The sequence below is a fragment of the Prosthecobacter sp. genome, assembly GCF_044227185.1.
GTDB lineage: Bacteria > Verrucomicrobiota > Verrucomicrobiia > Verrucomicrobiales > Verrucomicrobiaceae > Prosthecobacter.
Window position 1 is genome coordinate 585,033 of record NZ_JBGAFO010000003.1, and the last position, 25,248, is coordinate 610,280.

26 protein-coding genes are annotated in these 25,248 nt (G+C 60.8%); 16 read left to right on the forward strand and 10 right to left on the reverse strand.

Features of this window, described 5'->3' with window-relative positions; all coding sequences use genetic code 11:
- Positions 1-452 precede the first annotated feature (452 nt).
- From carB to ACILSQ_RS10205, 4 genes are read left to right on the forward strand one after another with little or no spacing between them, the layout of a single operon-like run.
- Positions 453-3,860: a carbamoyl-phosphate synthase large subunit gene (gene carB / locus ACILSQ_RS10190; protein WP_395743504.1), complete on the forward strand. Its 3,408-nt coding sequence runs from the start codon at positions 453-455 to the stop codon at positions 3,858-3,860.
- 14 nt (positions 3,861-3,874) lie between these two features.
- Positions 3,875-4,501 (forward strand): hypothetical protein, encoded by a 627-nt coding sequence (locus tag ACILSQ_RS10195; protein ID WP_395743505.1) that lies wholly within the window; start codon positions 3,875-3,877, stop codon positions 4,499-4,501.
- 47 nt (positions 4,502-4,548) lie between these two features.
- On the forward strand, positions 4,549-4,728 hold the full coding sequence (locus ACILSQ_RS10200) for a hypothetical protein (protein WP_395743506.1): 180 nt from the start codon (positions 4,549-4,551) through the stop codon (positions 4,726-4,728).
- 18 nt (positions 4,729-4,746) lie between these two features.
- A complete protein-coding gene (locus tag ACILSQ_RS10205) occupies positions 4,747-5,136 on the forward strand; it encodes a hypothetical protein (protein WP_395743507.1) in 390 nt (129 codons plus the stop codon).
- 49 nt (positions 5,137-5,185) lie between these two features.
- Here the strand turns inward: ACILSQ_RS10205 and ACILSQ_RS10210 are convergent, their stop codons facing one another.
- Positions 5,186-5,692 (reverse strand): hypothetical protein, encoded by a 507-nt coding sequence (locus ACILSQ_RS10210; protein WP_395743508.1) that lies wholly within the window; start codon positions 5,690-5,692, stop codon positions 5,186-5,188.
- A 12-nt stretch (positions 5,693-5,704) separates the two neighbouring features.
- Entirely contained in the window at positions 5,705-5,914 is a 210-nt protein-coding gene (locus tag ACILSQ_RS10215) for a hypothetical protein (RefSeq protein WP_395743509.1), read from the reverse strand.
- A gap of 133 nt (positions 5,915-6,047) precedes the next feature.
- Here ACILSQ_RS10215 and ACILSQ_RS10220 point away from each other — a divergent pair, with 133 nt between their 5' ends.
- Together ACILSQ_RS10220 and ACILSQ_RS10225 are read left to right on the forward strand one after the other, a co-directional pair.
- Positions 6,048-6,644: a hypothetical protein gene (locus tag ACILSQ_RS10220; RefSeq protein ID WP_395743510.1), complete on the forward strand. Its 597-nt coding sequence runs from the start codon at positions 6,048-6,050 to the stop codon at positions 6,642-6,644.
- Positions 6,613-8,436 carry a c-type cytochrome gene (locus tag ACILSQ_RS10225; protein ID WP_395743511.1) on the forward strand — a complete coding sequence of 608 codons (1,824 nt, stop codon included), beginning with the start codon at positions 6,613-6,615 and terminating at the stop codon, positions 8,434-8,436. The genes ACILSQ_RS10220 and ACILSQ_RS10225 overlap by 32 nt, the downstream gene beginning before the upstream one ends.
- Positions 8,437-8,544: 108 nt before the next feature.
- Here the strand turns inward: ACILSQ_RS10225 and ACILSQ_RS10230 are convergent, their stop codons facing one another.
- On the reverse strand, positions 8,545-9,423 hold the full coding sequence (locus ACILSQ_RS10230) for a sugar phosphate isomerase/epimerase family protein (protein WP_395743512.1): 879 nt from the start codon (positions 9,421-9,423) through the stop codon (positions 8,545-8,547).
- A 142-nt stretch (positions 9,424-9,565) separates the two neighbouring features.
- Between ACILSQ_RS10230 and ACILSQ_RS10235 the strand changes: the two genes are divergently transcribed.
- The 3 genes from ACILSQ_RS10235 to ACILSQ_RS10245 all read left to right on the forward strand — a co-directional run bounded on the left by ACILSQ_RS10235 (position 9,566) and on the right by ACILSQ_RS10245 (position 12,408).
- A complete protein-coding gene (locus ACILSQ_RS10235) occupies positions 9,566-10,660 on the forward strand; it encodes a dihydroorotase (protein ID WP_395743513.1) in 1,095 nt (364 codons plus the stop codon).
- A gap of 162 nt (positions 10,661-10,822) precedes the next feature.
- Entirely contained in the window at positions 10,823-12,040 is a 1,218-nt protein-coding gene (locus ACILSQ_RS10240; RefSeq protein WP_395743514.1) for a molybdopterin-dependent oxidoreductase, read from the forward strand.
- A 32-nt stretch (positions 12,041-12,072) separates the two neighbouring features.
- Positions 12,073-12,408: a cytochrome c gene (locus ACILSQ_RS10245; RefSeq protein WP_395743515.1), complete on the forward strand. Its 336-nt coding sequence runs from the start codon at positions 12,073-12,075 to the stop codon at positions 12,406-12,408.
- Positions 12,409-12,421: 13 nt separating this feature from the next.
- Here the strand turns inward: ACILSQ_RS10245 and ACILSQ_RS10250 are convergent, their stop codons facing one another.
- Entirely contained in the window at positions 12,422-13,204 is a 783-nt protein-coding gene (locus tag ACILSQ_RS10250; protein WP_395743516.1) for a DUF1080 domain-containing protein, read from the reverse strand.
- A 116-nt stretch (positions 13,205-13,320) separates the two neighbouring features.
- Between ACILSQ_RS10250 and ACILSQ_RS10255 the strand changes: the two genes are divergently transcribed.
- Complete coding sequence (locus ACILSQ_RS10255; protein ID WP_395743517.1) at positions 13,321-14,415, forward strand: dihydroorotase; 1,095 nt, start codon at positions 13,321-13,323, stop codon at positions 14,413-14,415.
- A 1-nt stretch (position 14,416) separates the two neighbouring features.
- On the opposite strand, the gene ACILSQ_RS10260 is transcribed toward ACILSQ_RS10255, so the two are convergent.
- The gene (locus ACILSQ_RS10260; protein ID WP_395743518.1) at positions 14,417-15,298 is read right to left on the reverse strand and encodes an alpha/beta hydrolase fold domain-containing protein; all 882 of its coding nucleotides are present in this window, start codon (positions 15,296-15,298) and stop codon (positions 14,417-14,419) included.
- Between the two features lie 60 nt (positions 15,299-15,358).
- The gene (locus ACILSQ_RS10265; RefSeq protein ID WP_395743519.1) at positions 15,359-16,681 is read right to left on the reverse strand and encodes a hypothetical protein; all 1,323 of its coding nucleotides are present in this window, start codon (positions 16,679-16,681) and stop codon (positions 15,359-15,361) included.
- A 112-nt stretch (positions 16,682-16,793) separates the two neighbouring features.
- Here ACILSQ_RS10265 and ACILSQ_RS10270 point away from each other — a divergent pair, with 112 nt between their 5' ends.
- The 4 genes from ACILSQ_RS10270 to ACILSQ_RS10285 all read left to right on the forward strand — a co-directional run bounded on the left by ACILSQ_RS10270 (position 16,794) and on the right by ACILSQ_RS10285 (position 20,703).
- Positions 16,794-17,339: a hypothetical protein gene (locus tag ACILSQ_RS10270; RefSeq protein ID WP_395743520.1), complete on the forward strand. Its 546-nt coding sequence runs from the start codon at positions 16,794-16,796 to the stop codon at positions 17,337-17,339.
- Between the two features lie 97 nt (positions 17,340-17,436).
- On the forward strand, positions 17,437-18,111 hold the full coding sequence (gene tsaA, locus ACILSQ_RS10275) for a tRNA (N6-threonylcarbamoyladenosine(37)-N6)-methyltransferase TrmO (RefSeq protein WP_395743521.1): 675 nt from the start codon (positions 17,437-17,439) through the stop codon (positions 18,109-18,111).
- A gap of 19 nt (positions 18,112-18,130) precedes the next feature.
- Entirely contained in the window at positions 18,131-19,003 is an 873-nt protein-coding gene (locus ACILSQ_RS10280) for a phosphotransferase (RefSeq protein ID WP_395743522.1), read from the forward strand.
- 65 nt (positions 19,004-19,068) lie between these two features.
- Entirely contained in the window at positions 19,069-20,703 is a 1,635-nt protein-coding gene (locus ACILSQ_RS10285; RefSeq protein ID WP_395743523.1) for an RNA polymerase sigma factor, read from the forward strand.
- Positions 20,704-20,709: 6 nt separating this feature from the next.
- On the opposite strand, the gene ACILSQ_RS10290 is transcribed toward ACILSQ_RS10285, so the two are convergent.
- A complete protein-coding gene (locus tag ACILSQ_RS10290) occupies positions 20,710-21,306 on the reverse strand; it encodes a hypothetical protein (protein WP_395743524.1) in 597 nt (198 codons plus the stop codon).
- Positions 21,307-21,414: 108 nt separating this feature from the next.
- Here ACILSQ_RS10290 and ACILSQ_RS10295 point away from each other — a divergent pair, with 108 nt between their 5' ends.
- Positions 21,415-22,101 carry a family 16 glycoside hydrolase gene (locus ACILSQ_RS10295; RefSeq protein ID WP_395743525.1) on the forward strand — a complete coding sequence of 229 codons (687 nt, stop codon included), beginning with the start codon at positions 21,415-21,417 and terminating at the stop codon, positions 22,099-22,101.
- A 69-nt stretch (positions 22,102-22,170) separates the two neighbouring features.
- Here ACILSQ_RS10295 and ACILSQ_RS10300 read toward each other — a convergent pair whose 3' ends face one another.
- Entirely contained in the window at positions 22,171-23,040 is an 870-nt protein-coding gene (locus tag ACILSQ_RS10300) for a sugar phosphate isomerase/epimerase family protein (protein WP_395743526.1), read from the reverse strand.
- A 125-nt stretch (positions 23,041-23,165) separates the two neighbouring features.
- The gene (locus ACILSQ_RS10305) at positions 23,166-24,146 is read right to left on the reverse strand and encodes a ComEC/Rec2 family competence protein (RefSeq protein WP_395743527.1); all 981 of its coding nucleotides are present in this window, start codon (positions 24,144-24,146) and stop codon (positions 23,166-23,168) included.
- 361 nt (positions 24,147-24,507) lie between these two features.
- Here ACILSQ_RS10305 and ACILSQ_RS10310 point away from each other — a divergent pair, with 361 nt between their 5' ends.
- Positions 24,508-24,771 (forward strand): hypothetical protein, encoded by a 264-nt coding sequence (locus tag ACILSQ_RS10310; protein WP_395743528.1) that lies wholly within the window; start codon positions 24,508-24,510, stop codon positions 24,769-24,771.
- Between the two features lie 3 nt (positions 24,772-24,774).
- Here the strand turns inward: ACILSQ_RS10310 and ACILSQ_RS10315 are convergent, their stop codons facing one another.
- On the reverse strand, positions 24,775-25,248 hold the full coding sequence (locus ACILSQ_RS10315; protein WP_395743529.1) for a thioesterase domain-containing protein: 474 nt from the start codon (positions 25,246-25,248) through the stop codon (positions 24,775-24,777).

Sequence of the window (25,248 nt, forward strand, 5' to 3'; positions counted from 1 at the left end):
GGAGCGACTGAGTATGGGGAATAGAATTTGGCGTCTTGGAATGCTTTCGCTGTGCAAAATACCATATATGGATGAAGGGGACACCGCCGGAAGTTCAACCGTTTCAACTATTTCAACGCCTGGGGATACGCGAGCACTCCGCCAGGCGGGAAGTCACATTCCTCAGGCGTGTCGGCAGGGCTGCGCATGAACACCGGCAAAAACCTGGCCCTCCCAGAATACTCCCTCCCGTTGCTAAACGCTTCATGCGTTATTTCGCGACTTTTGCACCCCCGCGTTTGACGCACCGCATCGACTGTGCAAGATGCCGGGCTTTCCGGCCCCGCGATGCCGTAGCACTGGCCTGCCGCCAGTGACTCCTTCGCTCCGAAAGCGCCCAGATCATACGCTTTCAACTCCAACCCTCCGACATTCGTCATTCCGCATTCGGATTTCGTCATTTTCCCCTCCCCATGCCCAAAGACACCACCATCCATCGCATCCTCGTCATCGGTTCCGGCCCCATCGTCATCGGCCAGGGCTGTGAATTTGACTACTCCGGCGTCCAGGCCTGCAAGGCCCTGCGCGAAGAAGGATATGAAGTGGTGCTCATCAATTCGAACCCGGCCACGATCATGACGGATCCGGAGTTCGCCTTCCGCACCTACATCGAGCCCATCACGCCGGAGATGGTGGAGAAGATCATCATCAAGGAAAAGCCGGACGTGCTGCTGCCCACGCTGGGCGGCCAGACCGCGCTGAACTGCGCCATGGCCCTGCACCGTGCGGGCACGCTGGAAAAGCACGGTGTGCGCATGATCGGTGCGAAGCCGGACGCCATCGAAAAGGGCGAGGACCGCCTGCTGTTTAAGAACGCCATGCTCAAGATCGGGCTGGACCTGCCGCAGTCCGGCGTGGCCCACACGATCGAGGAGGCGCGGGCGATTGCCGAGGAGATCGGCACCATGCCGCTGATCATTCGCCCGGCCTACACGCTGGGTGGTACGGGCGGCGGCATCGCGTATAACAAGGAGGAGTTTGAAACCATCACGGCCAGCGGTCTGGATCTCTCGCCCGTGACGGAAGTGCTCATCGAGGAATCGCTGCTGGGCTGGAAGGAATTTGAAATGGAGGTGATGCGCGACAAGGCGGACAACTGCGTGATCATCTGCTCCATTGAAAACCTGGACCCGATGGGCGTGCACACGGGTGACTCCATCACCGTGGCGCCGATTCAGACGCTGACGGATCGCGAGTACCAGATCATGCGCGATTTCTCCTTTGCCTGCATCCGCGAGATCGGCGTGGAGACGGGTGGCTCGAACATCCAGTTTGCCGTGCATCCGGACACGGGGCGCATGATCGTCATCGAGATGAACCCGCGCGTGAGCCGCAGCTCCGCGCTGGCCTCCAAGGCCACCGGCTTCCCGATTGCGAAGATCGCGGCGAAGCTGGCGGTGGGCTACACGCTGGATGAACTCAAAAATGACATCACCCGCGAGACGCCGGCGAGCTTTGAGCCGTCCATCGACTACGTGGTGACCAAGGTGCCGCGCTTCACCTTTGAAAAATTCCCCGGTGCCAATGAGACGCTGACCACGCAGATGAAGTCCGTCGGCGAAGCGATGGCGATCGGTCGCACGTTCAAGGAGTCGCTGCAGAAGGCGCTTCGCAGCCTGGAGATCAAACGCTTTGGTCTCATCGGTGATGGCGCCGACAAGGAAGTGGATGACGAGACGCTGACCTCCAAGCTGACGGTGCCGAATGCCGAACGCATCTTCTTCCTCGGCCAGGCCTTTGCGAAGGGCTGGAGCGTGGACAAGGTGTTTGAGCTGACGAAGATCGACCGGTGGTTCCTGCGGCAGATTGAGGAGATTGTGAAGGAGCAGGTGGAGCTGACGAACTGGACAGATGTTGGTCTGCTCAATATCAAAGATGCTGACGTCATTGCTGCCAATTCAGAACGTCATGTCCTTCACACCTTGAACCTGGTCCGTGAGTCGAAGCCTGATGCTGATCTTGCCCAAACTGTGCCGCAGAGCCGCGAGAAGCTTCGGCGCCTCAAGCGCTTTGGTTTCTCTGACGTTCAGATCAGCCAGCAAAGCCGCAACAATTCCGTCATGGTTTATAAAGCGGATGGAAGCCAAGAGAGCATCAAGGACAATCAAGGTGTTTCCCCTCTCGATGTTCGGGCCACCCGCAAAGCTCTCGGCATCACCCCCACCTACCGCCTCGTGGACACCTGCGCGGCGGAATTCGAAGCCTACACGCCCTACTACTACAGCACCTACGGCATCGAGGACGAGGTGCGGGACAATGACCGGAAGAAAGTCATGATCCTCGGTGGCGGCCCGAACCGCATCGGGCAGGGGATTGAGTTCGACTACTGCTGCGTACATGCCTCCTTCGCCCTGCGCGAGCTGGGGTATGAGACCATCATGGTGAACTCGAATCCCGAGACGGTCTCCACCGACTACGACACGAGCGACAAGCTCTACTTCGAGCCCCTCACGCTGGAGGACGTGCTGAACATCTACGAACGCGAAAACCGCCACGATCAGGTGCTCGGCGTTATTGTGCAGTTCGGTGGTCAGACGCCGCTGAATCTCGCCAAGGGACTCGAAGAAAACGGCGTCCGCATCATCGGCACCTCGCCCAAGAACATTGAACTGGCGGAAGACCGGAAGATGTTCGCCAAGCTGCTCGACGATCTCGGTCTCGCCCAGGCCCCGAGCGGCACTGCCACCTCGCTGGAGGAGGCGCTGGCCATCACCGCGAAAATTGGCTACCCGAGCCTGGTGCGCCCAAGCTTCGTGCTGGGCGGCCGCGCCATGCAGATCGTTTATAGTGATGCTGAGCTGACGCATTACATGAAGAACGCTGTCGAGGCCACGCCAGACCGTCCGGTGCTGGTGGACCGTTTCCTGGAAGACGCCACGGAAGTGGATGTGGACTGCATTAGCGACGGCGAGACCACGGTGATCGGCGCGATCATGGAGCACATCGAAGAGGCGGGCATCCACTCCGGCGACAGCGCCTGCGTCATCCCTCCCTTCAGCCTCACGCCTGCCATGCAGGACCGCATCCGCGATGCCGCGAAGAAACTGGCGAAGGCTCTGGGCGTGCGCGGTTTGATGAACATGCAGCTCGCGGTGAAGGGCGATGATTTGTATGTGATCGAGGTGAACCCGCGTGCCTCCCGCACGGCGCCGTTTGTGAGCAAGGCCATCGGTGTGCCGCTGCCGAAGCTGGCGGCGAAGATCATGGCGGGCAAAACGCTCAAGGAACTGGGCTTCACCGAAGAAGTGCATCCCAAGCACCACAGTGTGAAGGAGGCTGTCTTTCCCTTCAGCAAATTCGCAGGCGTGGACATCATCCTCGGACCAGAAATGAAGAGCACCGGCGAAGTCATGGGCATCGACGACGATCTCGGCATGGCCTTTGCCAAGAGCCAGATGGCCGCCGGCGGCACCCTGCCGACGAAGGGCAATGTCTTCATCAGCGTCAAGGAAACCGACCGTCCGAACGTGGTGCGCATCGCCAAAGGCTACGCCGACCTCGGCTTTACCCTCTACGCCACCAGCGGCACGGGTGGCGTGATCAAGGAAGCCGGCATTGCGGTGAACATCCTTCCCAAACTCGCCAGCGGCCAGCGTCCGAACGTCATCGACCTGATGAAGAACAAGGACATGGCCCTGGTGATCAACACGCCGAGCGGCAAGAACCCGCGTGAGGACGAGATCAAGATCCGCACGGCCTCGATGCAGAACCGCATCCCCATCATGACCACGCTGCGCGGCGCCGATGCCGCGCTGCGGGCGATCAAGTCATTGCAAGGGAGCGAGGTGCAGGTGCGGGCGCTGCAGGAGTATCACAAGTAAAACAGACGGGACTCATGCCCCAATTTAAGTCACTCCTTCCGGTCAGGTTTGCCGTCTTACATAGCGGTGAACCTGCCGAGGTGACATTGAACTTTGCTAACAACACGGATGTGGCATTAACCACCCGCTGGAGGGTGCCTCAGCTGGCGGATCCTGTCATGAGGTCTCGTGCTGCCGATTCGAGAGAGTTTGCTCTGCTTGCGGCCAAGCGTTGGCGGCATTATCGCGATATACACAATACTGCTCGGAGCATTGCTGAACTCCAGCGCATGATCGCCAAGGATGCTGAAGGGGAGTTTTGCTTTCATCTCAAAGTCACCGCAGACTGGTTTCCGGGCAGCTTGGGAGGAGCAATGGTTCGTCGCACATGGTATCATCACCTCGCTCTGGATTTTCTTTTTGTGCATCCGCGTATCTCAAGCAAGCTCGTTGACGTGCGTTCCGTGGGGGTGCAGTTGCTGCAAGGCATTTGTGTGGTTGCTCATGCTCTGGGCTGTCAACGGGTGTGGGGAGAGACCACCCAGGACTCAGCGCCGTTTTATCGCAGATATCTCGAAGAACCGGTGGATGACCAATTTACGATCAGCACTGCAGAAATCGCCCGGCTCTCAGCGAGTCTTGAAAATGTTCGCATCGGGTGATCGAACTTCAGGTTGCTGGAAAGCATCCTGAGCCATAAATTAAAATCATGAAAATCAACAAGCCAATCGCCAAGATGACGCTCGCCGAAAAAGCTGCGCTCAAAGCCCGCATGCTGGCGCGTGGTCTGGATGACAGTGATGTTTTCCCTGGGGTGCTGGGAAACAAGCATCATGTGACCCCTAACAAACCGCTCCGTCGTCGGAAGCCTGCCCAGGCTGCTGCCTGATGGGCTGGAGCAACAACCATGAACGATCATCCTCTGCCCACCCTCCGTAATCAACTTCTCAGCCTGCACAAGCTGCTCATGAATTCCGAGCGTGCGGCGTATGAGGCGGAGGGGAATGAGATCCGGTCGCCGATGGAGTTTTTGAAGCTGCTCATGGAGCATGAGCGCTTTGCCTGGCTGCGCCAGCTTTCACAGCTCGTGGTGATGATGGACGAGGCGATGGAGGAGAAGCCCCCTGTGACTAAAGAACGCATGGATGCGCTTGTGGCGGAGTCAAAGCATCTGCTCATGGGCTCGGAGGAGCCGGGGAGTTTTGCGGCGCGCTATGCGCAGGCCCGCGAGCGTGACGCGGCTGTGGCGGCGGCGCATGAGGGGATTAGCAAGGATTGGGTCGGCAGCTCATGCTGAGTTTTTGAGCGGCTAACGGCAGAGTTCCCCTGTTGGCCGGTTTCGTTCTTCACTCATTGTTTAACGAGAAAACAAATCCGATTCTCTTGCGGTCAATGCAGCAAAGAAAATATTCGAGAGTCCAACTCCCGTCTTCTCTAGTGACGTAACCGCAGCATCCGCCCCAATGATAGGGACCCGTGCCCCGAGTCCAGTTGGAAAAAACTCGAGGCGATTTGAATTCAGCCATAAACGACTCGGCCAGCACTCTTGCGCCACCAGTTTCGAGCCGTCTGCTAGTGGAATAGTGGATGGCTTCCGTGATGGTGTTCTCCAGAAATTCGATCCCGTGCTCAGGGCTGAGCTCTTCGACTGATTCTGCAGTCACGTTCGTCAGGCTGATCAGCTCTTTGTTTGTCTCGCCTGGGAAGCCTTCAAAGCCCGGATATTGTCGAAACCACTCGATTGCTCTTTCCAATGATGGAGGAGCTTCATTTTCAAGATCTGAAAAGACGAATTGGAGGTATATATTCCAGATTGGTGCTTCCTGATCGTAAAGTTGATGAAAGGTCTTCATACTTGGAGGCATCTATGGTGCTTCGTCATGGCAGAAACAAGCTGACTGTTTTCGATCAGCGTCACACACGCAATTGGCCACTTTTTTGACCGCGTCGGAACCTTCGGGGAGCTTGTATTCCAGCTCAATTTGCCTTGCTGCGCTTGCCCTTCGGCCAGCCTGCAGCTGGCTACCTTCGAGGCGCTTCGGTTCAGCAGGAAAGGTCCGCTTTTTCTTTTTCATGAACTGCAGCACGCGGTCTGACCTTGGCCCCAGAGGACGTTGAAGCGTCCAGATGCACTGCGATTGGCTTATGGTGCTAAAGATCATAGGGTGCATGGTCGTATTGCAATGAACGCCGCGTTCGCAGCCATCCATGAATTCCACACGCACCCCTCTCTCCCGGATCCTCGCTCTGCCTGTCTTGTTTTTTGTCTCAACGGTCTACGGCCAAAATGGGGACGCCATGGGGAAGGTGCCGCCTTCGCTGGTGCCGGCGGAGCTTGTTCCGGACACGCGGGCTTTGTCTGCGGATGAGGAATTGAAAACCTTTCAGGTGGCACCGGGCTACCGGGTGGAACTGGCAGCCAGTGAACCGCTGGTGGGGGATCCGATCTTTGCGCAGTTTGGTCCGGATGGGCGGCTCTGGGTGGTGGAGATGCTCGGGTACATGCCGGACATTCAGGGCAATCGTGAGGATGAGCCGGTGGGCCGGATCGTGATTCTCAAGGACACCGATGGCGACGGGCGCTTCGATGAAAGCAAGGTCTTTCTCGATCAACTCATGTGCACAAACCATCCCTGGCCGCCCCGAACTGGCGAACCCGGAACATGGCGCGAACTCGCCGCTTTGGGCGCTGGACAACTGGATCTACTTTGCGGAATACGCGGCGCGTTTTCGCTGGCGTGGCGCGGGCACTTTCGAACGCAGCCTCTCATCCGTGCGTGGCCAATATGGGCTCAGTCAGGATGACTTTGGCCGTCTCTTTTACAACTACAACTCTGGCCACTTGCTGGGTGACATGTGGCCTTCGCAGTACCGTCTGCGCAATCCGCACTATGAGAAGTCAGGAGGCCGCATCACCCCGCCGGTGAACCAGGCCGTGTGGCCCATCCGTGTGACCCCCGGCACGAACCGCGCCTACATTCCTGAAAACATGGCGGGTTACAAACTGAAGAACTTTACCGCCGCGTGCTCACCCTGGATTTACCGGGGCGATCTCTTCCCGACGGATGCTCTTGGCAATGCCTTCGCCTGCGAGCCGGCTCTGCATCTGGTGAAGCGAGACATTGTCACCCTCGAAAAAGGCAGGCTCGTGGCGCGTGAAGCCTACAATCAGCGTGAGTTTTTAGCGTCCACGGATGAGCGCTTCCGTCCTGTCAGCATGACCACGGGGCCCGATGGAGCGCTTTACGTCGTTGATTTTTACCGGGGCATCATCCAGCACCGCATCTCACTCAGTCCCTATCTGGAAAAATACATCCAGGAGCACGATCTTGTGAATCCACGCGGCCTGGGGCGGATCTGGCGCATCGTTCCTGAAAATGCCGGGACACGTCCTGCACCCAATCTGGCGAAGCTTGGCAATGCAGAGCTCGTCCCCATCCTCGCTCACCCCAATTCCTGGCACAGGGAGACCGCCCAGCGCCTGCTGGTCGAGCGTGCGGATGCAGGGGTTGTCCCCGCATTGGAAGCTCTCACGCACAGCGATGTCGCGCTCGGCCGCCTGCATGCCTTGTGGACGCTCGATGGCATGGGCAAGACCACCTGGCCGGTGATCGAGGCAGCGTTCGCTGATGTCGATGCCCGCGTGCGCAACAGTGCCGTGCGCATCGCTGAAGTGTTCCTGGCCGGGGAAGGGCGCGCCGCTGTGGTGGCCAGGCTCATCGCCCTCTCCACCACCGAACCGGATTCGCAGGTGCAGACTCAAATCGCCCTGACGCTTGGCGAGTGCCAGGACCCGGCGGCCGATCTGGCCATGGCTGCGATGGCCAGCCGCGTGCCCGATCACCCCTATCTGACGGAAGCCATCCTCAGCGGGGTCAAAGGCCGCGAGCTGGAACTGCTGGAGCATTGCCTTGCCTCTGGAAGCGGCAAGACTCTGATCCCAAGCCTGGCGGGCTGTGTGGCCAGCGAACGCAATCCAGCCCGTGTCTCACGGTTCCTGGCACTCGCGGAAAAGGCCGGTGCCACGCCTCGCAAAACGTTGCTCGCTGGCTTCACCGCCAATTCGACGGACTTCACACGCCGGAAGGTGAAGCTCGAAGCCAAACCTGCTCTTCTCGACACTCCCGGCACCGAAAAGGTGGCGGCCATGCTGACCTGGCCGGGCAAGCCTGTGCCCGCAGGGTTCAAGCCGCCGCGCCCGCTGACGTCTGATGAGCAGAGCCGTTTTGAGATGGGCAAGGCGCTGTATTCCGGCATCTGCGCTGGCTGCCATCAGCCAAGTGGTTCAGGCCTCGATGGCATCGCCCCACCGCTGATTGATTCCGAATGGGTCAATGGCTCGCCCGAACGGCTCGGTCGCATTGTTCTCCACGGCGTGCGCGGCTACATCACGGTCAAAAAGAGGCGTTACCAGCTCGACATGCCTCCGCTGGGCGCTTTGGGCGATGAACCTCTGGCGGCCATTCTCACTTATCTCCGACGTGAGTGGGAGCATGGTGCGGAGCCCGTCTCAGCGGACTTTCTCAAAGCGGTCCGCGAAAAGGAAGCGCGACGTACCGATTCGTGGACAGAACAGGAACTGCTCAAGATTCCGTGACCGAGCGTCTCGCCGCCCTGCACCTTTCGGCGTTCTCCAAAACAACAGGCCTCGGGGCCGCATCAAGCAACTCCGAGGCCGTGACTTGCTGAAAGGAGTAAGGCTTGCTCAAGCCAGCGCTTCTTTGCAGTACTGCACGCACTTGGCCACTTCCTTGACCGCATCGGAGCCTTCGGGAATTTTGTATTCCAGTTCGATCTCGGCAGGGAAGGTCCACTTTTCCTTTTTCATGAGCTGCAGCACTTCCTTGATCGGGGTCTGGCCCTGGCCCCAGGGCACGTTGCCGCCGTCGGCGGTGCGGTCCTTGAGGTGAAGGTTGGTGATCCGGTCGTGATATTTCTCCAGCACGGGGATGGGGGACTTGCCTTTCGTGCCGGCGACGTAGTGGCCGATGTCCACGTTCAAGCCGATGTACTGGCCGAGTTCCAGGATGGAGTCGAACTTGTCCATCTCCGGCAGGTTGTTGGTGTGGTTGTGAAAACCGACCCAGATCTTGTGCTTGTCGGCGAACGGCGCGAGGCGCGCGGCGAGGATGGCGTTGCGCTCGGTGGTTACGGCGGTGCAGCCCAGCGCCTTGGCCACGAGGAAGTTGAACTCGATCTCCTCATCCGACTGGCCGAAGCCCATCTTGTGAATGTGAATGTTCACGCCTGCGTCGTTGTACATTTTCCGCATTTCGGCACACTTGGCGAGCTCCTGCTCACGCTCGGCGTCGGTGATCTTGCCGCCTTTGATGCCTGCGTAAAGCTGGGTCGGTCCGCCCATGAGCTCGGTCTCGCTGAGGCCGTCTTCGAGCAGCGCCTTGAGCGTCTCCTCGGCGGTCTTGGCCATGCTGCGGTAGCTGTAGGTGATGCAGCCGATGCGCACACCGCCGAAGACGGAGTTCGGTTTGTCCGCGGCGGAAGCAAAACGGGGAAGGGTGAGGCCTGTGGCGGCGGCGAAGGCGGTGCCAAGAAAGCTGCGGCGTGTAAGCGGAGTCGATGTCATGGGTTCGGAAAGCGGTTGAGTGGGGCGGTTGCGGGCATGTGTTTGCCACACTCCGCGCATGAAGTCACGCCAAACTCTGAATGAAAGGGCGCGTCCGCGCTCCCTTCTTGCTCTGCTCCTCTCCCCACGCTAACGGATTTCCATGACACTTTCCCTCCCCCGCTGGTTCGACCTTCACACCCACTTTCGCCAAGGCCCCGCGATGGCTGCTTATGTGAAGGCGCACCAGGACATGGGCTGCGCCGGGGCGCTGGCGATGCCGAACACGCAGCCGCCGGTGGCGCGGGTCAAGGGGGCGGCGCAGGGGGATGCGTGGTCGATTGAGAGTTACTCCGCGGAGCTGCGTGCGGCGGGGGCGGGTGGGTTTGAGCAACTGATTGTGCCGCTTTATCTGACGCGGCAGACGACGGCGGCGATGATTCGTGAGGGCGCGTCCTCGGGGCTGCTGCGAGCGTGCAAGTATTACCCGCCGCATGGAACGACGAACTCAGAGCATGGTGTGCCGATGGATGATCTGATCGGCGGTGAGGTGCTGCGGGCGATGGAGGAGTGCGGGGTGGGCCTGTGCATCCACGGTGAGCAGCATGCGCTGAGCGGGCCGGACTACATCGATGCGCAGCAGAATGCGGAGACGCAGTTTTACACGGAGCGCATGCCGCGGCTGCTGGCGGCGCATCCGAAGCTGCGGATTGTGTGCGAGCACATCACCACCCGGAAGGCGGCGGAGTTTGTGGCGGCTGCGCCGGAGCATGTGGGAGCGACGATCACGCCGCAGCACCTGCTGTACACCCTGGGGCATCTGATTCAGGGGCTGAAGTATCATCTGTACTGCCTGCCCATTGTGAAGTTTCAGGATGATCGCGCGGCGCTGCGGGCTGCGGTGATGACGGCGGGGCAGACGAAGTTTTTTGCGGGCACGGACAGCGCCCCGCATACGACGAAGGCGACCGCCTGCGGCTGCGCGGCGGGCTGCTTTACGGGAGGCTGTGCACCACAGCTTTATGCGATGGCGTTTGAAGAGGCGGGCGCGGATCTGGGAACTGCCGAAGGGCGGGCGCTGTTTGAGCGCTTCCTTTGTCTCAATGGCCCGGCGTATTATGGATTTCCGGCGTCAGAACAGCGTTTTGTGATGGAGAAAAAGCCTTCCAAGATGGAGCCGCTGGAGACGCCTGCAGGTCCCGTGACGCCGCTGCCGGTGGGCATGGGGCTGGAGCTGACTTGGAGCCTGGTGGGCTGAGAGCCGCAAACGGTGCGAATGCGTGGTCGAACGTCGGCAGGACTTGATAGAATTCAATGCATGTGGAGCGTTGGTTCTAAGCACGGTGCTGGAGATGAGGACGCGACTTCTCCAGCTCCCCTTGTGTCCCTCATCCGACCACTCAATCGTTTCCCATTCATCATGATCCAAAAGCCACGCTCCTCCCGCCGTCAGTTTCTTTCCCAGGCCAGTGCGGCCGTGGCCGGTCTGGGGCTGAGCCGTGCAGCCGGTGCCGAGCAGAGCGTGACGCTGCCCTTTGCCAATGGGGAGCGGCGCATGGTGCAGTTTCCGCAGAAGCGCCCGCTCATCCTGCTGACAACACGCCCGCCGCAGATCGAGACGCCGATGGAGGTCTTCAAGGAGGTGATCACTCCGAACGACGCTTTTTTTGTGCGCTACCATCTGGCCAATGTGCCGCGCAGTGTGGACGCAGCCGCCTTCCGCCTGGAGGTGAAGGGGCTGGTGGAGAAGCCGCTGCAGCTCTCCCTGAAGGAGCTGAAGACGCAGTATGAGCAGGTGGAGGTGGTGGCGGTGAACCAGTGTTCCGGGAACAGCCGGGGATTTTTCCAGCCGCGCGTGGGCGGCGGCCAGCTCGGCAACGGCGCCATGGGCAATGCCAGGTGGCGCGGCGTACGGCTGAAGGATGTGCTGACCAAAGCCGGCGTGCAGGCCGGGGCGAAGCAGGTGGTGTGCAACGGGCTGGACACTCCCACGCTGCCGCAGACGCCGGACTTCATCAAAGCTCTGGAAATGGACCACGCGCTGGATGGCGAGATCCTGCTGGCCTACGAAATGAATGGCGAGCCGCTGCCGCTGCTGAACGGCTACCCCCTGCGCCTCGTGGCACCCGGCTACTACGGCACCTACTGGGTGAAGCACCTGAACGAGCTGAATGTGGTGAAGGATGCGTTTGAGGGATTTTTCATGGCCACGGGCTACCGCATCGCCACCACACCCGGCGGCTGTGTGGAGCCGGGCACCACGCCTACAAGCACGGTGCCCATCACACGCTTCAAGGTGCGCTCCTTCCTCACCAGCCATCTGGATGGTGCGCAGGTGCAGGCCGGTGCGGTGACACAGCTCAGCGGCATCGCCTTTGATCATGGCGCAGGCATCACCGAAGTGGCGGTGTCTGACGACGGCGGCCGCTCCTGGCAGGCTGCGGAGCTGGGCAAGGATCTGGGCCGCTACTCCTTCCGCCCCTGGACCTTCGCCTGGAAGCCGCAGAAAAAAGGCCCCTGCGAGCTGAAGGTGCGTGCAGTGAACCGCATTGGCGAGAGCCAGGCGCTGGAGCCGCTGTGGAACCCGCAGGGCTACATGCGCAACGTGGTGGAGACCACCCATGTGACCGTGGCCTGATCATTCACCCTCCATCTTTTCTCCGCTGCATTATGAACAAGATCTTTCTCAGCCTGCTCCTCATCGCGGCCAGTGCCGCCCGCATTTCCGCCGCAGACAAGACCGCTGCCGCCGGCGGTGAGCCGGATTTTTCCAGCTTTGTGTGGCCGGTGGAAAGCGGCACCTACAAGCCCGGCGCGGGTGTGGAGCTGGCGCAGGGTCTCTGCATCACCTGCCACTCCACCGAGTATGTGTCCACCCAGCCGCCGCTGCCCCGCAAGTTCTGGGAGGCGACGGTGAAAAAGATGAAGGACAAGTACGCCGCGCCACTGCCTGAAGACAACACGGCGCTGATCGACTACCTGACCAACGCCTACGGCGTGAAGTGATTTCGCGGGCCGCTTACCTGGCCGCCTTCTTTGGCGGTCCGCCTTGAGGCACCACCTTCACAGCATCCGCAGGCACCGGGGCCTGCGCGGGCGTGATGAGGGGTAGATTGTCGGGGAGGTGCTTCAGGAGGAAGTCCTTGTACTGAATCTTCATGGGCGGACCGCGATGGACCTGCACGGCGATGACGCCTTCCAGCGCACGGCCTTTTTCATCGAGGTCGATGACGTCCACGGTCTGCACGCCGTCGATCCAGTGCTGGTGGTGATTTCCCTCAACGAGTACGCGGTAGTCGTGCCATTGCCCGGCAGGATGACTTTGAATGGGCAGCTTGCCCACCACCCAGGGCTGGGCCTGGGTGTCGATGATGACTTTTTCACCCGTGTGGGCCAGGATGCGGCGGCCGCGCTCTTCATAGAGCATGCCGTTGTAGTCGTCCTTGTCCGGAACGACATCGCACTGGTAGCCGGTGACGACCCATTCACCGAGGTCTGGGCGCTCCAGGCCGCGGTACTGCAGGCCGCTGTTGCCGCCTTTGGTGACTTTGACCTTCACGCGCAGCTCGAAGTTCTTCACCTTGCCGCCCTTCCAGGTGATGAAGCGGTTGTAGTCGAGCTTGCCATCGGTGACGCCGGTGAGGCAGCCATCTTCAACGGACCACCAGGTGCTGCCACCGCTCCAGCCGCTGAGGTCTTTGCCATTGAAGATGGCGGTGAAGCCTTCCGGTGGGTCTTCGGCCCGAAGGGGGAGCGTGATGGCGAGCAAAGACAGGCCAAAGAAAAGAGGGGTGCGGAGCATGGGGGGGGATGAGGTGAGGCATTTCTAAACGAACGGGCGGGCGGCTTGTTTATCAATGTTTAGGCGGCGGCGCTCCCCTGCTTGCTGTCGCGGCCACCCCACGCTAACGAAATGGCATGATACTCACGCTTCCCCGCTGGTTTGATCTGCACATCCACTTTCGCCAAGGCTCCGCGATGGCCGCTTATGTGAAGGCGCACCGGGACATGGGCTGCGCGGGGGCGCTGGCGATGCCAAACACGCAGCCGCCGGTTTCGCGAGTCTCAGGGCCTGCGCAGAGCGATGGCTGGTCGATCGAGAGTTACTCGGCGGAACTACGGGCGGCGGGGGCGGACGGGTTTGAGCAGCTTATTGTGCCGCTGTATCTGACTCGGCAGACGACAGCGGCGATGATTCGTGAGGGCGCGGCTTCGGGGTTGCTCCGGGCTTGCAAATACTATCCGCCGCATGGAACGACGAATTCAGAGCATGGCGTGCCGATGGACGATCTGATCGGCGGCGAAGTGCTGCGGGCGATGGAGGAGTGCGGAGTGGTGCTGTGCATCCACGGTGAGCAGCATGCGCTGAGCGGGCCGGACTACATCGATGCGCAGCAGAATGCGGAGACGCGGTTTTACACGGAGCGCATGCCGCGGCTGCTGGCGGCGCATCCGAAGCTGCGGATCGTGTGCGAGCACATCACCACGCGGAGGGCGGCGGAGTTTGTGAAAGCTGCGCCGGAGCATGTGGGCGCGACGATCACGCCGCAGCACCTGCTGTACACGCTGGGGCATCTGATTCAGGGGCTGAAGTATCATCTGTACTGCCTGCCGATTGTGAAATTTCAGGATGATCGCGAGGCGCTGCGCGCGGTGGTGATGACGGCGGAGCAGGCGAAATTTTTCGCGGGTACGGACAGCGCGCCGCATACGACGAAGGCGACGGCCTGCGGCTGCGCGGCGGGCTGCTTTACCGGAGGCTGCGCACCGCAGCTTTATGCGATGGCGTTTGAAGAGGCGGGCGCGGATCTGGGAACTGCCGAAGGGCGGGCGCTGTTTGAGCGCTTCCTGTGTCTCAATGGCCCGGCGTTTTACGGATTTCCGGCCTCAGCGCAGCGGTTTACGCTGGAGAGGGCGGCGCAAAAGATGGAGCTGCTCGAAACGCCCGCGGGGCCGGTGACACCGCTGCCGGCGGGTATGGGAATGGAGCTGACGTGGCGGCTCTCGGCTTGAATCAAGGTGCGGCCGGGCGCAGGTGCTTGGTAAAGAACGTGGCGACAGTCTCCCGAAGCGGAGGCGTGAAATGGGCATTGCCGCCGTGACCGCCACCGGGCACGACCTGCAGGGCGACTTCGAGCCCAGCTTTTTGATAGAGGTCCACCATGCGCTGGGACTGATCGAGATGAACGGTCGTGTCTTTGTCGCCGTGGATGATGAGGAGAGGGGCGTCGCCTGAGCTGACTTGAAAAGCGGGGCTCGCGAAGCGGGCGAGTTCGAGATTTTTCTTCACCGGACCGCCGAGGAGAAGAAACACGGTTGATTTGGGGTCTTCCGTTTTGATGGGCTGATTTTCCGAGCGCAGGATGAAATCGCTGGGTCCGAAGTAATCTGCCACGGCCTGCACGGCGGAGCTTTGGTCGAGGTTTCCACCCACGGTGCCTTCATACTCCGGCACGCCGCCGGTGGTTCCCAGCAGCAGCACCAGATGACCGCCCGCCGAGGTGCCTGCCGCGCCGATGCGCGTGGTGTCATAGCCATACTCATCCGCATGCACGCGCAGCCATCGCACAGCGCCTTTGCAATCATGAATCTGTGCAGGAAACACGGCCACCTGGGAAAGACGGTAGCTGATGCTGGCGACGGCAAAGCCGCGCTCCGTGAGCCATGAGGTGGAACAATTCTTGTACGAGCCCGCTTTCCAGCCGCCGCCATGGATGAAGACGACGAGCGGCGGTTTCTTTATGTCCTTCGGCAGGTAAAGGTCGAGCTTCAATTCATGATCGCCCACTTTTGCGAAGACGATGTCGGCGAAGGTGGGTGTGGCTGCGGGAGCGGCGAGCCCCAAAACAGGGAACGACAGCACCAAGGTGAAAGCAATAAAGTGGAGGCGTGGCATTCCTCAGAAACGCCGTGAGGGAAGAAAGATTTCCGCGCATGTCGCCTTCATGCCGGGAAGTCACTCAGGCGAAGCTGAAAGCCGCACATCGTGCACTTTCATCCAGGCCCCGGGCTCGCCCTTGCCGATGGGATCGATTCGCAGGCGCAGGATGGCGCCTTGATAGGCGGAGTTTGATTTGAGGGGAATGATGTGCCGGTGAAATTCGCCATCGGCAACGAGCGGAAAGGTGACAGCATGGGCGGGAAGGAAACCTTTCTCTCCGTGGGGCTGCCACATCAGCACGCCCTGTTTTTGTGTGGTGTGGAAGGCGGCATCGAGCACCAGATAAGGAGCTTCCGCGGCCTGCCAGAAATCCATGGGGCTGATGAGCTGGGGATCATCCTCTTCCAGGAGGAGATTCAGATGGCCCTTCACAGGCCAGCCGGTGTCAGAGGCGTTTTGGTAGTGCCAGCCCTGGCGGTCTTGTGTGAAGGTCCAGACGGGCGGGACTTGTGGGCGATGGGTGGCTGCGCGCTGGCGGATTTCTTCGAGGCTGCCGAGGACGAGCTCGTAGCGGAACTCATAGGCAATGTTGTGGTCGAGAATCTCCAGCCCTTGTCCGGCGAGGTAGCCGGTGCTGTTCCCGCGGGTGTCATTGGGGCCCGGCTTGCCGGCAAAGCCGCCGGTGAAATGCACGCGGCCGGGCGTGATGAGACCCAGGCCGTGGTCGGTGTCATCAAGCAGGGCCGCCCAGCGCTCGGTGCCGGTCCAGAAGGTCCAGGGGTGCTTGGTTTCGGATTTCGGGATGAGGGAAACGGCGTCGTTGGTGAAGGGTTTCGTGCCGGTGTAGCTGACCACGCGGGGAAAGGCGGCGTTGGCATACACGGCGGGCAGTTCCTGCAGGCGCGCGGGGTACTGAGTATGGTCGGAGCGTGCGTTATTGAGCCGGGCACGGGCTTTGACCACCGCGCCGTCGAGTTCCAGCCAGGATTCAAAGGTGCACTCGCCTGGGATGTTGTTGAGCGGCCATTGCAGGGGGACGCAGGTCAGGTGGATGCGTTTTCCATCGTTCTCGTGCGCGAGAATGCGGCTGGCGTTTTTGAAATCGTCGCCTGTCTGAATGGGGTTCCAGCCGATGTGCCGCCAGTGCTCGGAAGGCTTCTGCCCGTTTGCTTCAAACGGGACGGGGCCGGAGAAAAAGGAAAGCTGCACCTGACGGCCGAGGTCGAAGTTGTTGATCACATTCGCTCTGTCCTTGGTTCCGGCCAGAAAGGTGATGGCGCCGCCGAGATCGAGATCCACTCCGAGACGCAGGCGGTCGTTTTCCAGCCAGCTCATGTTTTCTGCATGGGCGGGAATGGAGAGAAGCAGGAGGAGGAGCAGCCGGCGGGTGAGACACATGAAGGGTGAAGATGAGCCAGTGAGTGGATTCAGCAAGGGGTGAAGCGAAAGCCACGGCGGGATCCGTTTTCCAGAGTTGACGTGCTGCTGACGAGACGCTCGAATGGGCGGGATGCACAACGCTTCTTTATTGACACACATCGGGCGAATTCTCGGGCTGCTGTTTGTGGCGGCACATCTGTATGCCGCTGCCGCGGATGAATCGCGCAAGCTGACGGACGCGGAACGTGCCTCCCTGCTGGAAGCCGCGGCGGCGCTGCAAAAGGGTTTTGAAAACGGCGATGCGGACGCCATCATCCGGGGGACCAACAAGGCCATCACGAAGATCGTTTCGCAGGAGCAGTTTGAGGCGCTGACACGTCAGGCAATGGCGTCGATGAAAGATGTGAAATTTGAGTCCGCTGCAGATGGTGAGCCCACTGAATGCTGGAAGATCAAGGACGGCGAGCTCTGCCTCCTGCCACGGAAGTCGGTGATTCTTGTGCAGGGCAAGCGGGTCAGCGTTGTGGCTTTCTTCATCTGTGTGCTGGAGGACGGGAAATGGACGTTTCTGGACAACGGCAGCGTCAGCAAGGATCCAGAACTGCTTTGGCGGCTTTTTCCGGAACTCCCCAGAAGCGTGAAGCTGCTGCCAAGCGAGGTGAAAGTGCTGGAGTAGCCCCGGGGCATCGGGAAACGGCCTTCCTGCCTTCAAAGGGATGGCCGATGATGCAAATCCCGCCTTGCTGCTGAGTCGGCATTGACCTACTTGCGGCATGATTTCTCTGAACGTCATCGCCACGCTGCGCACGTGCTATACGGACAAGTTCGGCGTGCCGAGGCAGCCAGGGCTGGCGCCGAGCGCGTGGGGGATCATTGAGTTTGAGGCGGCTTATCGAAGACCGGAGGCGGTGCGCGGCATCGAGCAGTTCAGCCACCTGTGGCTCATCACGCAGTTTCATCTGGTGGAGAGCGAGCCAGCTTCGCTGCTGGTGCGGCCGCCACGCTTGGGGGGAAATGAACGTCGCGGGGTGTTTGCCACGCGCTCGCCTTTCCGGCCAAACCGGCTGACGCTGAGCGTGGTGAAGCTGGACCGCGTGGAAGTGGAAGGCGAGGGGGCGCCACGACTCTTTGTCTCGGGCGTGGATCTGGTGGATGGAACGCCGGTGCTCGACATCAAACCGTATGTGCGGTATGCCGACTCCGTTCCTGATGCACGCAGCGGATTCGCTGACGAAGCGCCGAAGAAGATGCCTGTGCACTGGGATTGCGAGAGCTGCGTGCCGGATGGGGTGCGGGTGATCATTGATGAATCGCTGGCTCTGCAACCGCAGCCGGCTTACCACGAAGATGCCGGGCGGGAGTATGCCACGGAGATCGCCGGATGGCGCGTGCGCTGGGCGGCGACGCTGGGAGGAGCCCGCGTGAAATCGTGTGAGCTGGTAGATTAACCCCCCCTCGTTTTTGACCATGCCTTCCACGGATCTTCCCATTCGCGCCGCGACTGAAACAGCCATCGCTCACGGCATCGTGCCGGACCGCTGCGATGTTTTGCAAAACGGCAGCACGCTGGTGCTGCGCCTGACGGAAACACTGGTGGCGCGTGTGGTGCAGGACACCAGCGGCCCCAGGCAGGGCACGGAGTGGTTTGCACGGGAAAATGCCATCGCCCGGCATCTGACGGAGAATGGCGCCCCTGTCATTCCGCTGCATCCTGATCTGCCGCCGGGCCCGCATGAGCATCTGGGGTATCCGATGAATTTCTGGGAGTTCGTCACGCGCATCGATGCCGAGCCTGAGGCGGGTGAGATCGGCCGCACGCTGCGCCAGTGTCATGAGATCATGAGCCGTTTTCCGGATCCGCTGCCGCATCTGGCCATCATCACGGAGAGCCTCCAGATTTTGCAGGATCGCGAGCTGTTTCCGCAAACGGTGCAGCAGATGCTGACGGACCGCCTCACGGCGTCCATGGCGGTGCTCAGCCAGCATCCGCAGCAGGCGCTGCATGGGGATGCGCACATGGGCAATCTCATGAACACCACGCGGGGACTGCTGTGGACGGACTGGGAGGATACTTTCGCCGGGCCTGTGGAGTGGGATGTGGCCTCGGTGATCTGGAATACGCAGATTTTGGAGGAGGACCACGCCACGGTGGAGGCGGTCTGCGAGGCCTACAGGGCAGCGGGAGGAAGCATCGATGCCGGGGCGCTGGAGTGCAGCCTCATCGGCCGTGCGGCGGTGATGACGGCCTGGTATCCGATTCTCTACCCCAATCCCAATGCGGAACGTCAGGCGCGGCTCCAGCGCCGGATCGAATGGCTGCGGGAGCAGGCCGCCATTTGACGCGATGGCGAAAAAACGCATCTTTTTTGTCACCGCAGGCGCGCAGCCGACCACTGGAGGATGACATGAATACTGCAACCCTCATCCCCGGAACCTCAGACGACGCCCAGCTCGTGGAACTCAGCCTGCGTGGCGATACGCGGGCTTTCGGCAACATCGTGGAGCGGCATCAGTCGCTGGTCTGCGGGCTGGCCTACAGCGCCTGCGGCAATGTACATGTGAGCGAGGACCTGGCGCAGGAGACCTTCATCACCGCCTGGCAGCAACTGCGCAATCTGCGCGAGAGAGGCAACCTGCGCGGGTGGCTCTGCGGCATCGCCCGGCATGTGATCCATAACTTCCTGCGCAAGCAGCAGCGCACGCCGACCGCGATGGCGGCGGAGCTGGGCGAGGTGATCCCGCCGGTTTCGGATGAACCTTCGCCGGATGAATGCGCGATCAATGAGCAGGAGAGCGCGATGCTCTGGCGTGCTCTGCAGAGCCTGCCTGAAAACTACCGTGAGCCGATGGTGCTCTTCTATCGCCAGAATGAATCTGTGGCAGCCGTAGCAGAGTCTCTGGGGCTTTCAGAAGACGCGGTGAAGCAGCGGCTGGCACGTGGGCGTGCCATGCTGGCGGAGCAGGTGGAGCGCAGGCTGGGAAACACCTTGCGTCAGAGCATGCCCACAGCCGCCTTCACTTGCTGCGTGCTTGCCGCGTTGCCTCTGGCCACCACGTCTGCCTCCGCCGCCACTGCCGGGGTGACGCTGGCCAAAGGTGGAGCGGGAGGGAAGGCCTTTTTCATCTCACTTCTGAACGGGGTGTTGAGTCCGCTGCTGGCCTTTGTGGCCGCAGGCATCGGCTACAAGGTCAGCATGGACAGCGCGCGCTCCATGGAGGAGCGGCGGATGATCCGGCGGTTCTTCCTCTTCATCATCACGGTCATCGTCATTCTTTGCACGCTGATGACTTCGCTGATTTTCGCCGGGCCTTCTCTGGCGCGTCAGCAGCCAGGAGCGTATGTCTCCCTGCTGGGTGGGCTCATTGCGGCATGCCAGCTGTTTTGTGTCGGCGGACTGGCATGGGGTTTCCGGCAGAGCAGGAACGTGTCTGTGAAGGAAGCAGGCGAGGCATCCTCTGAAAGCCTTCCCATAGGCAAATGGGGAGTGCCAGAGCTGGAGTATCGCAGCAAGGTCACGCTGCTGGGCCTGCCGCTGGTGCACATGCGCTTTGGCAGAAAGCGCGGTGAGCGCATCCGTCCTGTGAAGGCATGGTTCGCCGCAGGGGATCTGGCTGTTGGTGTTATTGGTGCCTTCGGTGCCTGCACCATCGCTCCCATTAGCCTGGGGGGCTGTGCATTCGGACTGCTGTCACTGGGCGGGCTGGCTGCCGGAGTGGTCTGCTGGGGCGGCCTCGGCCTGGGGGTTTGGGCCATTGGCGGCTGTGCTCTTGGCTGGAAGGCCTACGGCGGCTGCGCGGTGGGCTGGGAGGCGGTGCAGGGGGGCATGGTAGCGGCACGTCATCACGCCCTGGGCGCAGTGGCTGTGGCCCGGCACGTGAATGATGCCGTGGCCAAGGCCGCTTTGAATCACAGCACGTTTTTCCAGCTCACCCGAAAGGCGATGCATTACGCGAGCCTGCTCAATCTGGTCTGGTTTGTGCCTCTGGTGCTGCTTGTACGCAAAGGACGCCAGATGAGAAAGCAGGCCGGTAAGAGTTGATGGCTGCTACTTCTGTTTTGCCGTCTGCAGCTCTGGCACCTGCTTCGGATCATACGTGGTGCCTTTGGACACCTGGATCAGGGTCATGCGCACCTTGGTGGGAAAGAACTTCCCGGGATCCGGCCGTTTGTGCGCGTGGAGATTGTGATCGTCTTTGAGAACGAGGTGCATTTCTTTGATGCCCTCGCTCCAGATGATGTCGTTGTTCTGCCAGAAGGTGGTCATGGAGAGATCCTTTTCATGTACGCCGGTGGTGGTGTAGGCGCCGGTGCCGATGCAGCCGTAGCCATGGTTCTGGCCCTTGTAGGGGATGTAGCAGACGCTCCAGGAGGTGGGCTGGTCACCGGCGGGCTTTTCCAGAACTTCGAGGCGCAGATGCACGGTGCCATTGCGATAGTCCACGGGAGAAGTCCAGTCCTTGGGGCGTGCGGGATTGAGACGGTCGCTTTTCACATAGTAGTGGGACTGGCTGGGCTTCGAATTAAACGCGTCTTCCTGAGTGAAAGTGAAGGTGACATCGAACAGCACAAACTGCTCGGCGCGGATGATTGTGGCGCCAAGGCAGAGCAGAAGAAACGGGATGAGCAGGCTGCGGAGTTTCATGCCGGGAATCTTGGGGGCTGGCGTGTGATGGTCAATGCCGGATGCCGGCCGCGGACATAATTCATGCGTGGATCGCAACAGCCGCGAAAGTCAGGTCGTTTCGGTTTGATGCGCCCTTACTTTTTAGCTCTTGCGTTTTGCACGTCTGCTTTTGCCAATGAACTGATCCACGAAGATTTCTCCGCCGCCACACTGCCCAAAGGCTGGACCACGGGCGGCCGCGCCAGCTCATGGACCGTGGTGGATGGCATGCTGCAAGGCGAATGTGCCAAGGATGACGACCACGGGCCGGCCGTTTTTGCTCCGCTCTCAGGCTGTGATCTGGACCTGAGCTGCAAGGTGAAGCTGGATGAAAAAGGCAACTGCCTGATGCTCGTCGATGGCGAGTCCGCCTTTGGTGGTCAGGCGCACCTCCTGCGGGTGTCCATCTATGGTGGCACGCTGGCCATTGCGCAGGACCGCGGCTCGCCGCAGTCGCACATCGAACACGGAAAACTGCGCGCGGCGCTGGCCAAGGAGGGCAAAAAAGTGCCGCCGCCCACGCCGGAGCAACTGGCGGATCCAAAATACTACCGCACCGAGCGCCTGGCCAGCGCGCCGCTGCAGGCCAGGCCCGGCGAATGGATCAAGCTGGATGTGGTGCTCAGGGGCAATCAGGTGACCGTGACGGTGAACGACGCACAGAAACTGGAGGCGAAAGGAACGGTGCTTGACGTGGCAAAGTCGCGCCTGGTGTTTCTCGTCGGGCAGGGCCGGAAGCTTTGGCTTGACGATGTGAAGGCCACGACGCCGTGACTCCAAAGGAAAGCGGCGAAGGATGCATGACCCTTCGCCGCCGGATTTCTTTGATTTGCTGAATGACGTTTACTTCGTGGTCGTGGGCTTGAAATTCTTCACGAACTCCAGGCACTTGGTCACATCAGGCTGGCTGGTTTCCCAGTCCTTTTCCCACTCGGCATCCAGCGGGCCGTAGAAGCCCTGCTCCGCGTAGAGATTCAGCACGGCGGGAATGTCCGACTGGCCGGTGCCCCAGATCATGTCCTTGGCCTCACGCACGCCGAAGGCGTCGAGGTCCTTGATATGGCTGTCAAAGATGCGGCCTTTGAGGATTTTGATGGCATCGGTGGGCTTCACTCCAGAGCGCACCCAGTGGCCGATGTCCGCGCAGGAACCCATGCGGGGGTCGCGGTCCTTCACCAGGCTCAGTACGTATTCAGGATCCCAGTAGCGGTAGCTGCGGTCGAGCGGCTTCTTGGGATGGTTGTGAATCGCCATCTTGATGTCGTATTCCTTCACCAGTTTTTCGATGAGGTCGAAGGCGTCTTCAGCGGGTTCGCTGACCACGATGCCCACGCCCATGTCCTTGCAGAAGTCAAAGATCTTGCGGCACTCAGCCTCATTGTTGGCCAGACGCACCACGCCGTAGCCCACGGGGGTGAGTCCCAGCTCCTTGAGCCTGGCCTTCACCGGGGCGCGCTGCTCGGCGGTGGTGTTGTGGTCAAACTTGGATTTCGGATCATCCTTGGACATCAGGTGGCCGGGGAAAAACTCCACCGTCTTGCCACCGCAGGCGGCGATCTTTTCGAGCGCCGTCATGAGGTCAAAGGCCTTGAAGGTGTAGGCCTGGCAGCCGGCGTAGAACTGGCCGACTTTGGCGCTTTCAGGAAGGGGCTCGGCAGCAACGGCGATGGAAGCCGTGCCGAGAAGGAGGGATAGGAATGTCGTGCGTATCATGGGAGCGATTCAACGCTCCCTGTCGTTCCTTCTTGCAAGTCCGCATGTGCGCGGTGCCGTGGCTAAGAATGAAAGCGCAGCCACGCAGAGCGGGTGGGCGAGGCGAAAGCGACAAGGGGTGCCCACTACCTGGCCGACTGAGCAGGCTTTTGGGTGTCGTCACGTTCTGTGATGACACGGTAGCTTTGACCATCGCACACGACCTGCACACGGCCATTGAGGCCCGTGATGTAAGTTTTGGCGCCCACGGCTTTCAGCATGGGCGTGCTTTTCAAACCGCGTGCGTAGCGCGGGAAGACGCTGGCGATGGAAACCTCCGGACTGGTGGCCTCGGCGAATTCCTTCGTGCAGTGAATGCCATGACCCGGGGCGATGAGCACGTGGCATTTCAATTTGGCCGGATCGACCGACTTGAGCAGGCTCTGATTGATGTCCTCGCTCTGGATGTCGCCTGGAAGGTAAAAGACGATGTCGCCATGCTGAATGCGGATGCCGAGGGAGTTGGAATTGACGAGATAGTGCGCAGGAGGATCATTCTTCGGGCGGGATTCAGGATTCGGTTCAGAGAACCAGGTCTTTGGCGGAGCGATGACCTCCACCTTGAGCGCGGGATCCAGAGTGATGGAGTCGCCCGCGTTGGCCTGGAGATAGGCGCCGCGCTTTTTGAATTCGTCGCGAAGCTGGTTGTAGTGGCCGAGCTCGCCTGTATAGCTGCCGTCGGCGGTGCCGGGAAAGACATAGCCGGAGTCGATCAGTTTGGTGATGGGAAAATGATCTGCCAGCCAGATGAGGCCGCCGAAGTGATCATAATGCGCGTGGCTGATGAGCACGCCATCGAGCTGCTTCACGCCCTGCTGTTTGAGAAAAGGATCGATCAGGTCTCTGCCGGCATTGAAGTTTGCCTCCCAGCCATCCGATGATGCGCGTGAGGGGTAGGCGGAGCCGGTGTCATAGAGAAAGGTTCTGCCTTCCGGAGTCTGCATGACGATGGCGAGCCCCGCTCCGCGCTGGATGTCCGGAATTTCAAGGACGGTGAGCGTGAAGGCCCCTTCGGCGAGGAGGAAGGATGAGAGCTGGAAAAACAGCAGTGCAGTCAGGTAGCGCATCCTGTTTCTACGCCGCATCCGCTGTTCTCCATCACGAATGCGGTGCTGAAAGCGGCAGCGGCGCTCATTTGCGTGATTTTTTCCGCCTCTTTCCGCGTTCGAAGGGCGGCGGGGCAGCGGCCTCGTGAAACCAGGTGCCCTCAAGCTCCCATGAATGCCTTTTCTCTCACGCGTCGCAGCTTTCTAGCGCAAATCACAGCTGGCGGGCTGGCCGGATCTTATGGCGTGCTGCCGGCTTTTGCCGCAGATGACGGCAGGGTTTCCGATGCGGCCCCGCGTTTCTGCGGCTGCTCTGGATCTCACACAGCTTCATTCGGCCAAAACCGCGGCCTACACCAGCACGCGTGGTCATCGCTTGAGCGTGAAGTCTGTGCCAGGGACGTGGCTGCCGGAAGCAACGGTGAATGGTGCGAAGCTCGATTTCGAGCACTGGCCGATTGGAGAAAGCCCGTTCGTTAATTCGGCGGATCAGGTGCTCGACGTCAACGATGGGCGTCAGGGATTCAGCATCGACTGGAGCGGCAGGCTGCCTGTCTACACCTACTACGACCTGCGAGAAGGACGCCGCAAGGAGACACGCCGGCGCTCCATTCAAAACGGCAAAATCGTGACGCAGGATCTGTGAGAACTATCGCAAGGCTACGAACGTGCCTTCGAACAGCACGCAGATTTGATCTGCGTCAATGATCTGAACCTGGAGGGCGAGCCGCGCTTTGCCGGTGTCTGCGAAGGTGTTTCTGAAGGCTGTCATGGAGGCGTCGTCCGGCCGCAGGCATACGGCGCGCAGGGTGCCGCGCACCGGACGCTTGTAGCGCAGGGTGCTCTCGCGGATCACGATGTGAGCATGGCGGTCGCCGAGCTGCAGCCAGAGCATGGCATATCCGGCCAGGGTGGCCAGGGCGCTGAGGCTGCCGCCAAAGGCAGTGCCGAGATGATTGTGATTGGGCTCCAGCGGCGCTGTCACCACGAGCTGCGAGCCATCGTAGCTTTCCATCTGCACGCCCATGGCGCGTGTGAGCGGGATCTGCTCATGGAGGAAGCGCTCGGTGTCGCGCAGGAGGTCGTCGTTCATCGGTGCCGGACTGTCGGGATGCAGGGGCAT

Excerpts from the sequence above, each read along its gene's own strand:
- carB (WP_395743504.1), top strand. The coding sequence starts at position 453 with ATGCCCAAAGACACCACCATCCATCGCATCCTCGTCATCGGTTCCGGC.
- ACILSQ_RS10195 (WP_395743505.1), top strand. The coding sequence starts at position 3,875 with ATGCCCCAATTTAAGTCACTCCTTCCGGTCAGGTTTGCCGTCTTACAT.
- ACILSQ_RS10200 (WP_395743506.1), top strand. The coding sequence starts at position 4,549 with ATGAAAATCAACAAGCCAATCGCCAAGATGACGCTCGCCGAAAAAGCT.
- ACILSQ_RS10205 (WP_395743507.1), top strand. The coding sequence starts at position 4,747 with ATGAACGATCATCCTCTGCCCACCCTCCGTAATCAACTTCTCAGCCTG.
- ACILSQ_RS10210 (WP_395743508.1), bottom strand. The coding sequence starts at position 5,692 with ATGAAGACCTTTCATCAACTTTACGATCAGGAAGCACCAATCTGGAAT.
- ACILSQ_RS10215 (WP_395743509.1), bottom strand. The coding sequence starts at position 5,914 with ATGAAAAAGAAAAAGCGGACCTTTCCTGCTGAACCGAAGCGCCTCGAA.
- ACILSQ_RS10220 (WP_395743510.1), top strand. The coding sequence starts at position 6,048 with ATGAATTCCACACGCACCCCTCTCTCCCGGATCCTCGCTCTGCCTGTC.
- ACILSQ_RS10230 (WP_395743512.1), bottom strand. The coding sequence starts at position 9,423 with ATGACATCGACTCCGCTTACACGCCGCAGCTTTCTTGGCACCGCCTTC.
- ACILSQ_RS10235 (WP_395743513.1), top strand. The coding sequence starts at position 9,566 with ATGACACTTTCCCTCCCCCGCTGGTTCGACCTTCACACCCACTTTCGC.
- ACILSQ_RS10240 (WP_395743514.1), top strand. The coding sequence starts at position 10,823 with ATGATCCAAAAGCCACGCTCCTCCCGCCGTCAGTTTCTTTCCCAGGCC.
- ACILSQ_RS10245 (WP_395743515.1), top strand. The coding sequence starts at position 12,073 with ATGAACAAGATCTTTCTCAGCCTGCTCCTCATCGCGGCCAGTGCCGCC.
- ACILSQ_RS10250 (WP_395743516.1), bottom strand. The coding sequence starts at position 13,204 with ATGCTCCGCACCCCTCTTTTCTTTGGCCTGTCTTTGCTCGCCATCACG.
- ACILSQ_RS10255 (WP_395743517.1), top strand. The coding sequence starts at position 13,321 with ATGATACTCACGCTTCCCCGCTGGTTTGATCTGCACATCCACTTTCGC.
- ACILSQ_RS10260 (WP_395743518.1), bottom strand. The coding sequence starts at position 15,298 with ATGCCACGCCTCCACTTTATTGCTTTCACCTTGGTGCTGTCGTTCCCT.
- ACILSQ_RS10265 (WP_395743519.1), bottom strand. The coding sequence starts at position 16,681 with ATGTGTCTCACCCGCCGGCTGCTCCTCCTCCTGCTTCTCTCCATTCCC.
- ACILSQ_RS10270 (WP_395743520.1), top strand. The coding sequence starts at position 16,794 with ATGCACAACGCTTCTTTATTGACACACATCGGGCGAATTCTCGGGCTG.
- tsaA (WP_395743521.1), top strand. The coding sequence starts at position 17,437 with ATGATTTCTCTGAACGTCATCGCCACGCTGCGCACGTGCTATACGGAC.
- ACILSQ_RS10280 (WP_395743522.1), top strand. The coding sequence starts at position 18,131 with ATGCCTTCCACGGATCTTCCCATTCGCGCCGCGACTGAAACAGCCATC.
- ACILSQ_RS10285 (WP_395743523.1), top strand. The coding sequence starts at position 19,069 with ATGAATACTGCAACCCTCATCCCCGGAACCTCAGACGACGCCCAGCTC.
- ACILSQ_RS10290 (WP_395743524.1), bottom strand. The coding sequence starts at position 21,306 with ATGAAACTCCGCAGCCTGCTCATCCCGTTTCTTCTGCTCTGCCTTGGC.
- ACILSQ_RS10295 (WP_395743525.1), top strand. The coding sequence starts at position 21,415 with ATGCGCCCTTACTTTTTAGCTCTTGCGTTTTGCACGTCTGCTTTTGCC.
- ACILSQ_RS10300 (WP_395743526.1), bottom strand. The coding sequence starts at position 23,040 with ATGATACGCACGACATTCCTATCCCTCCTTCTCGGCACGGCTTCCATC.
- ACILSQ_RS10305 (WP_395743527.1), bottom strand. The coding sequence starts at position 24,146 with ATGCGCTACCTGACTGCACTGCTGTTTTTCCAGCTCTCATCCTTCCTC.
- ACILSQ_RS10315 (WP_395743529.1), bottom strand. The coding sequence starts at position 25,248 with ATGCCCCTGCATCCCGACAGTCCGGCACCGATGAACGACGACCTCCTG.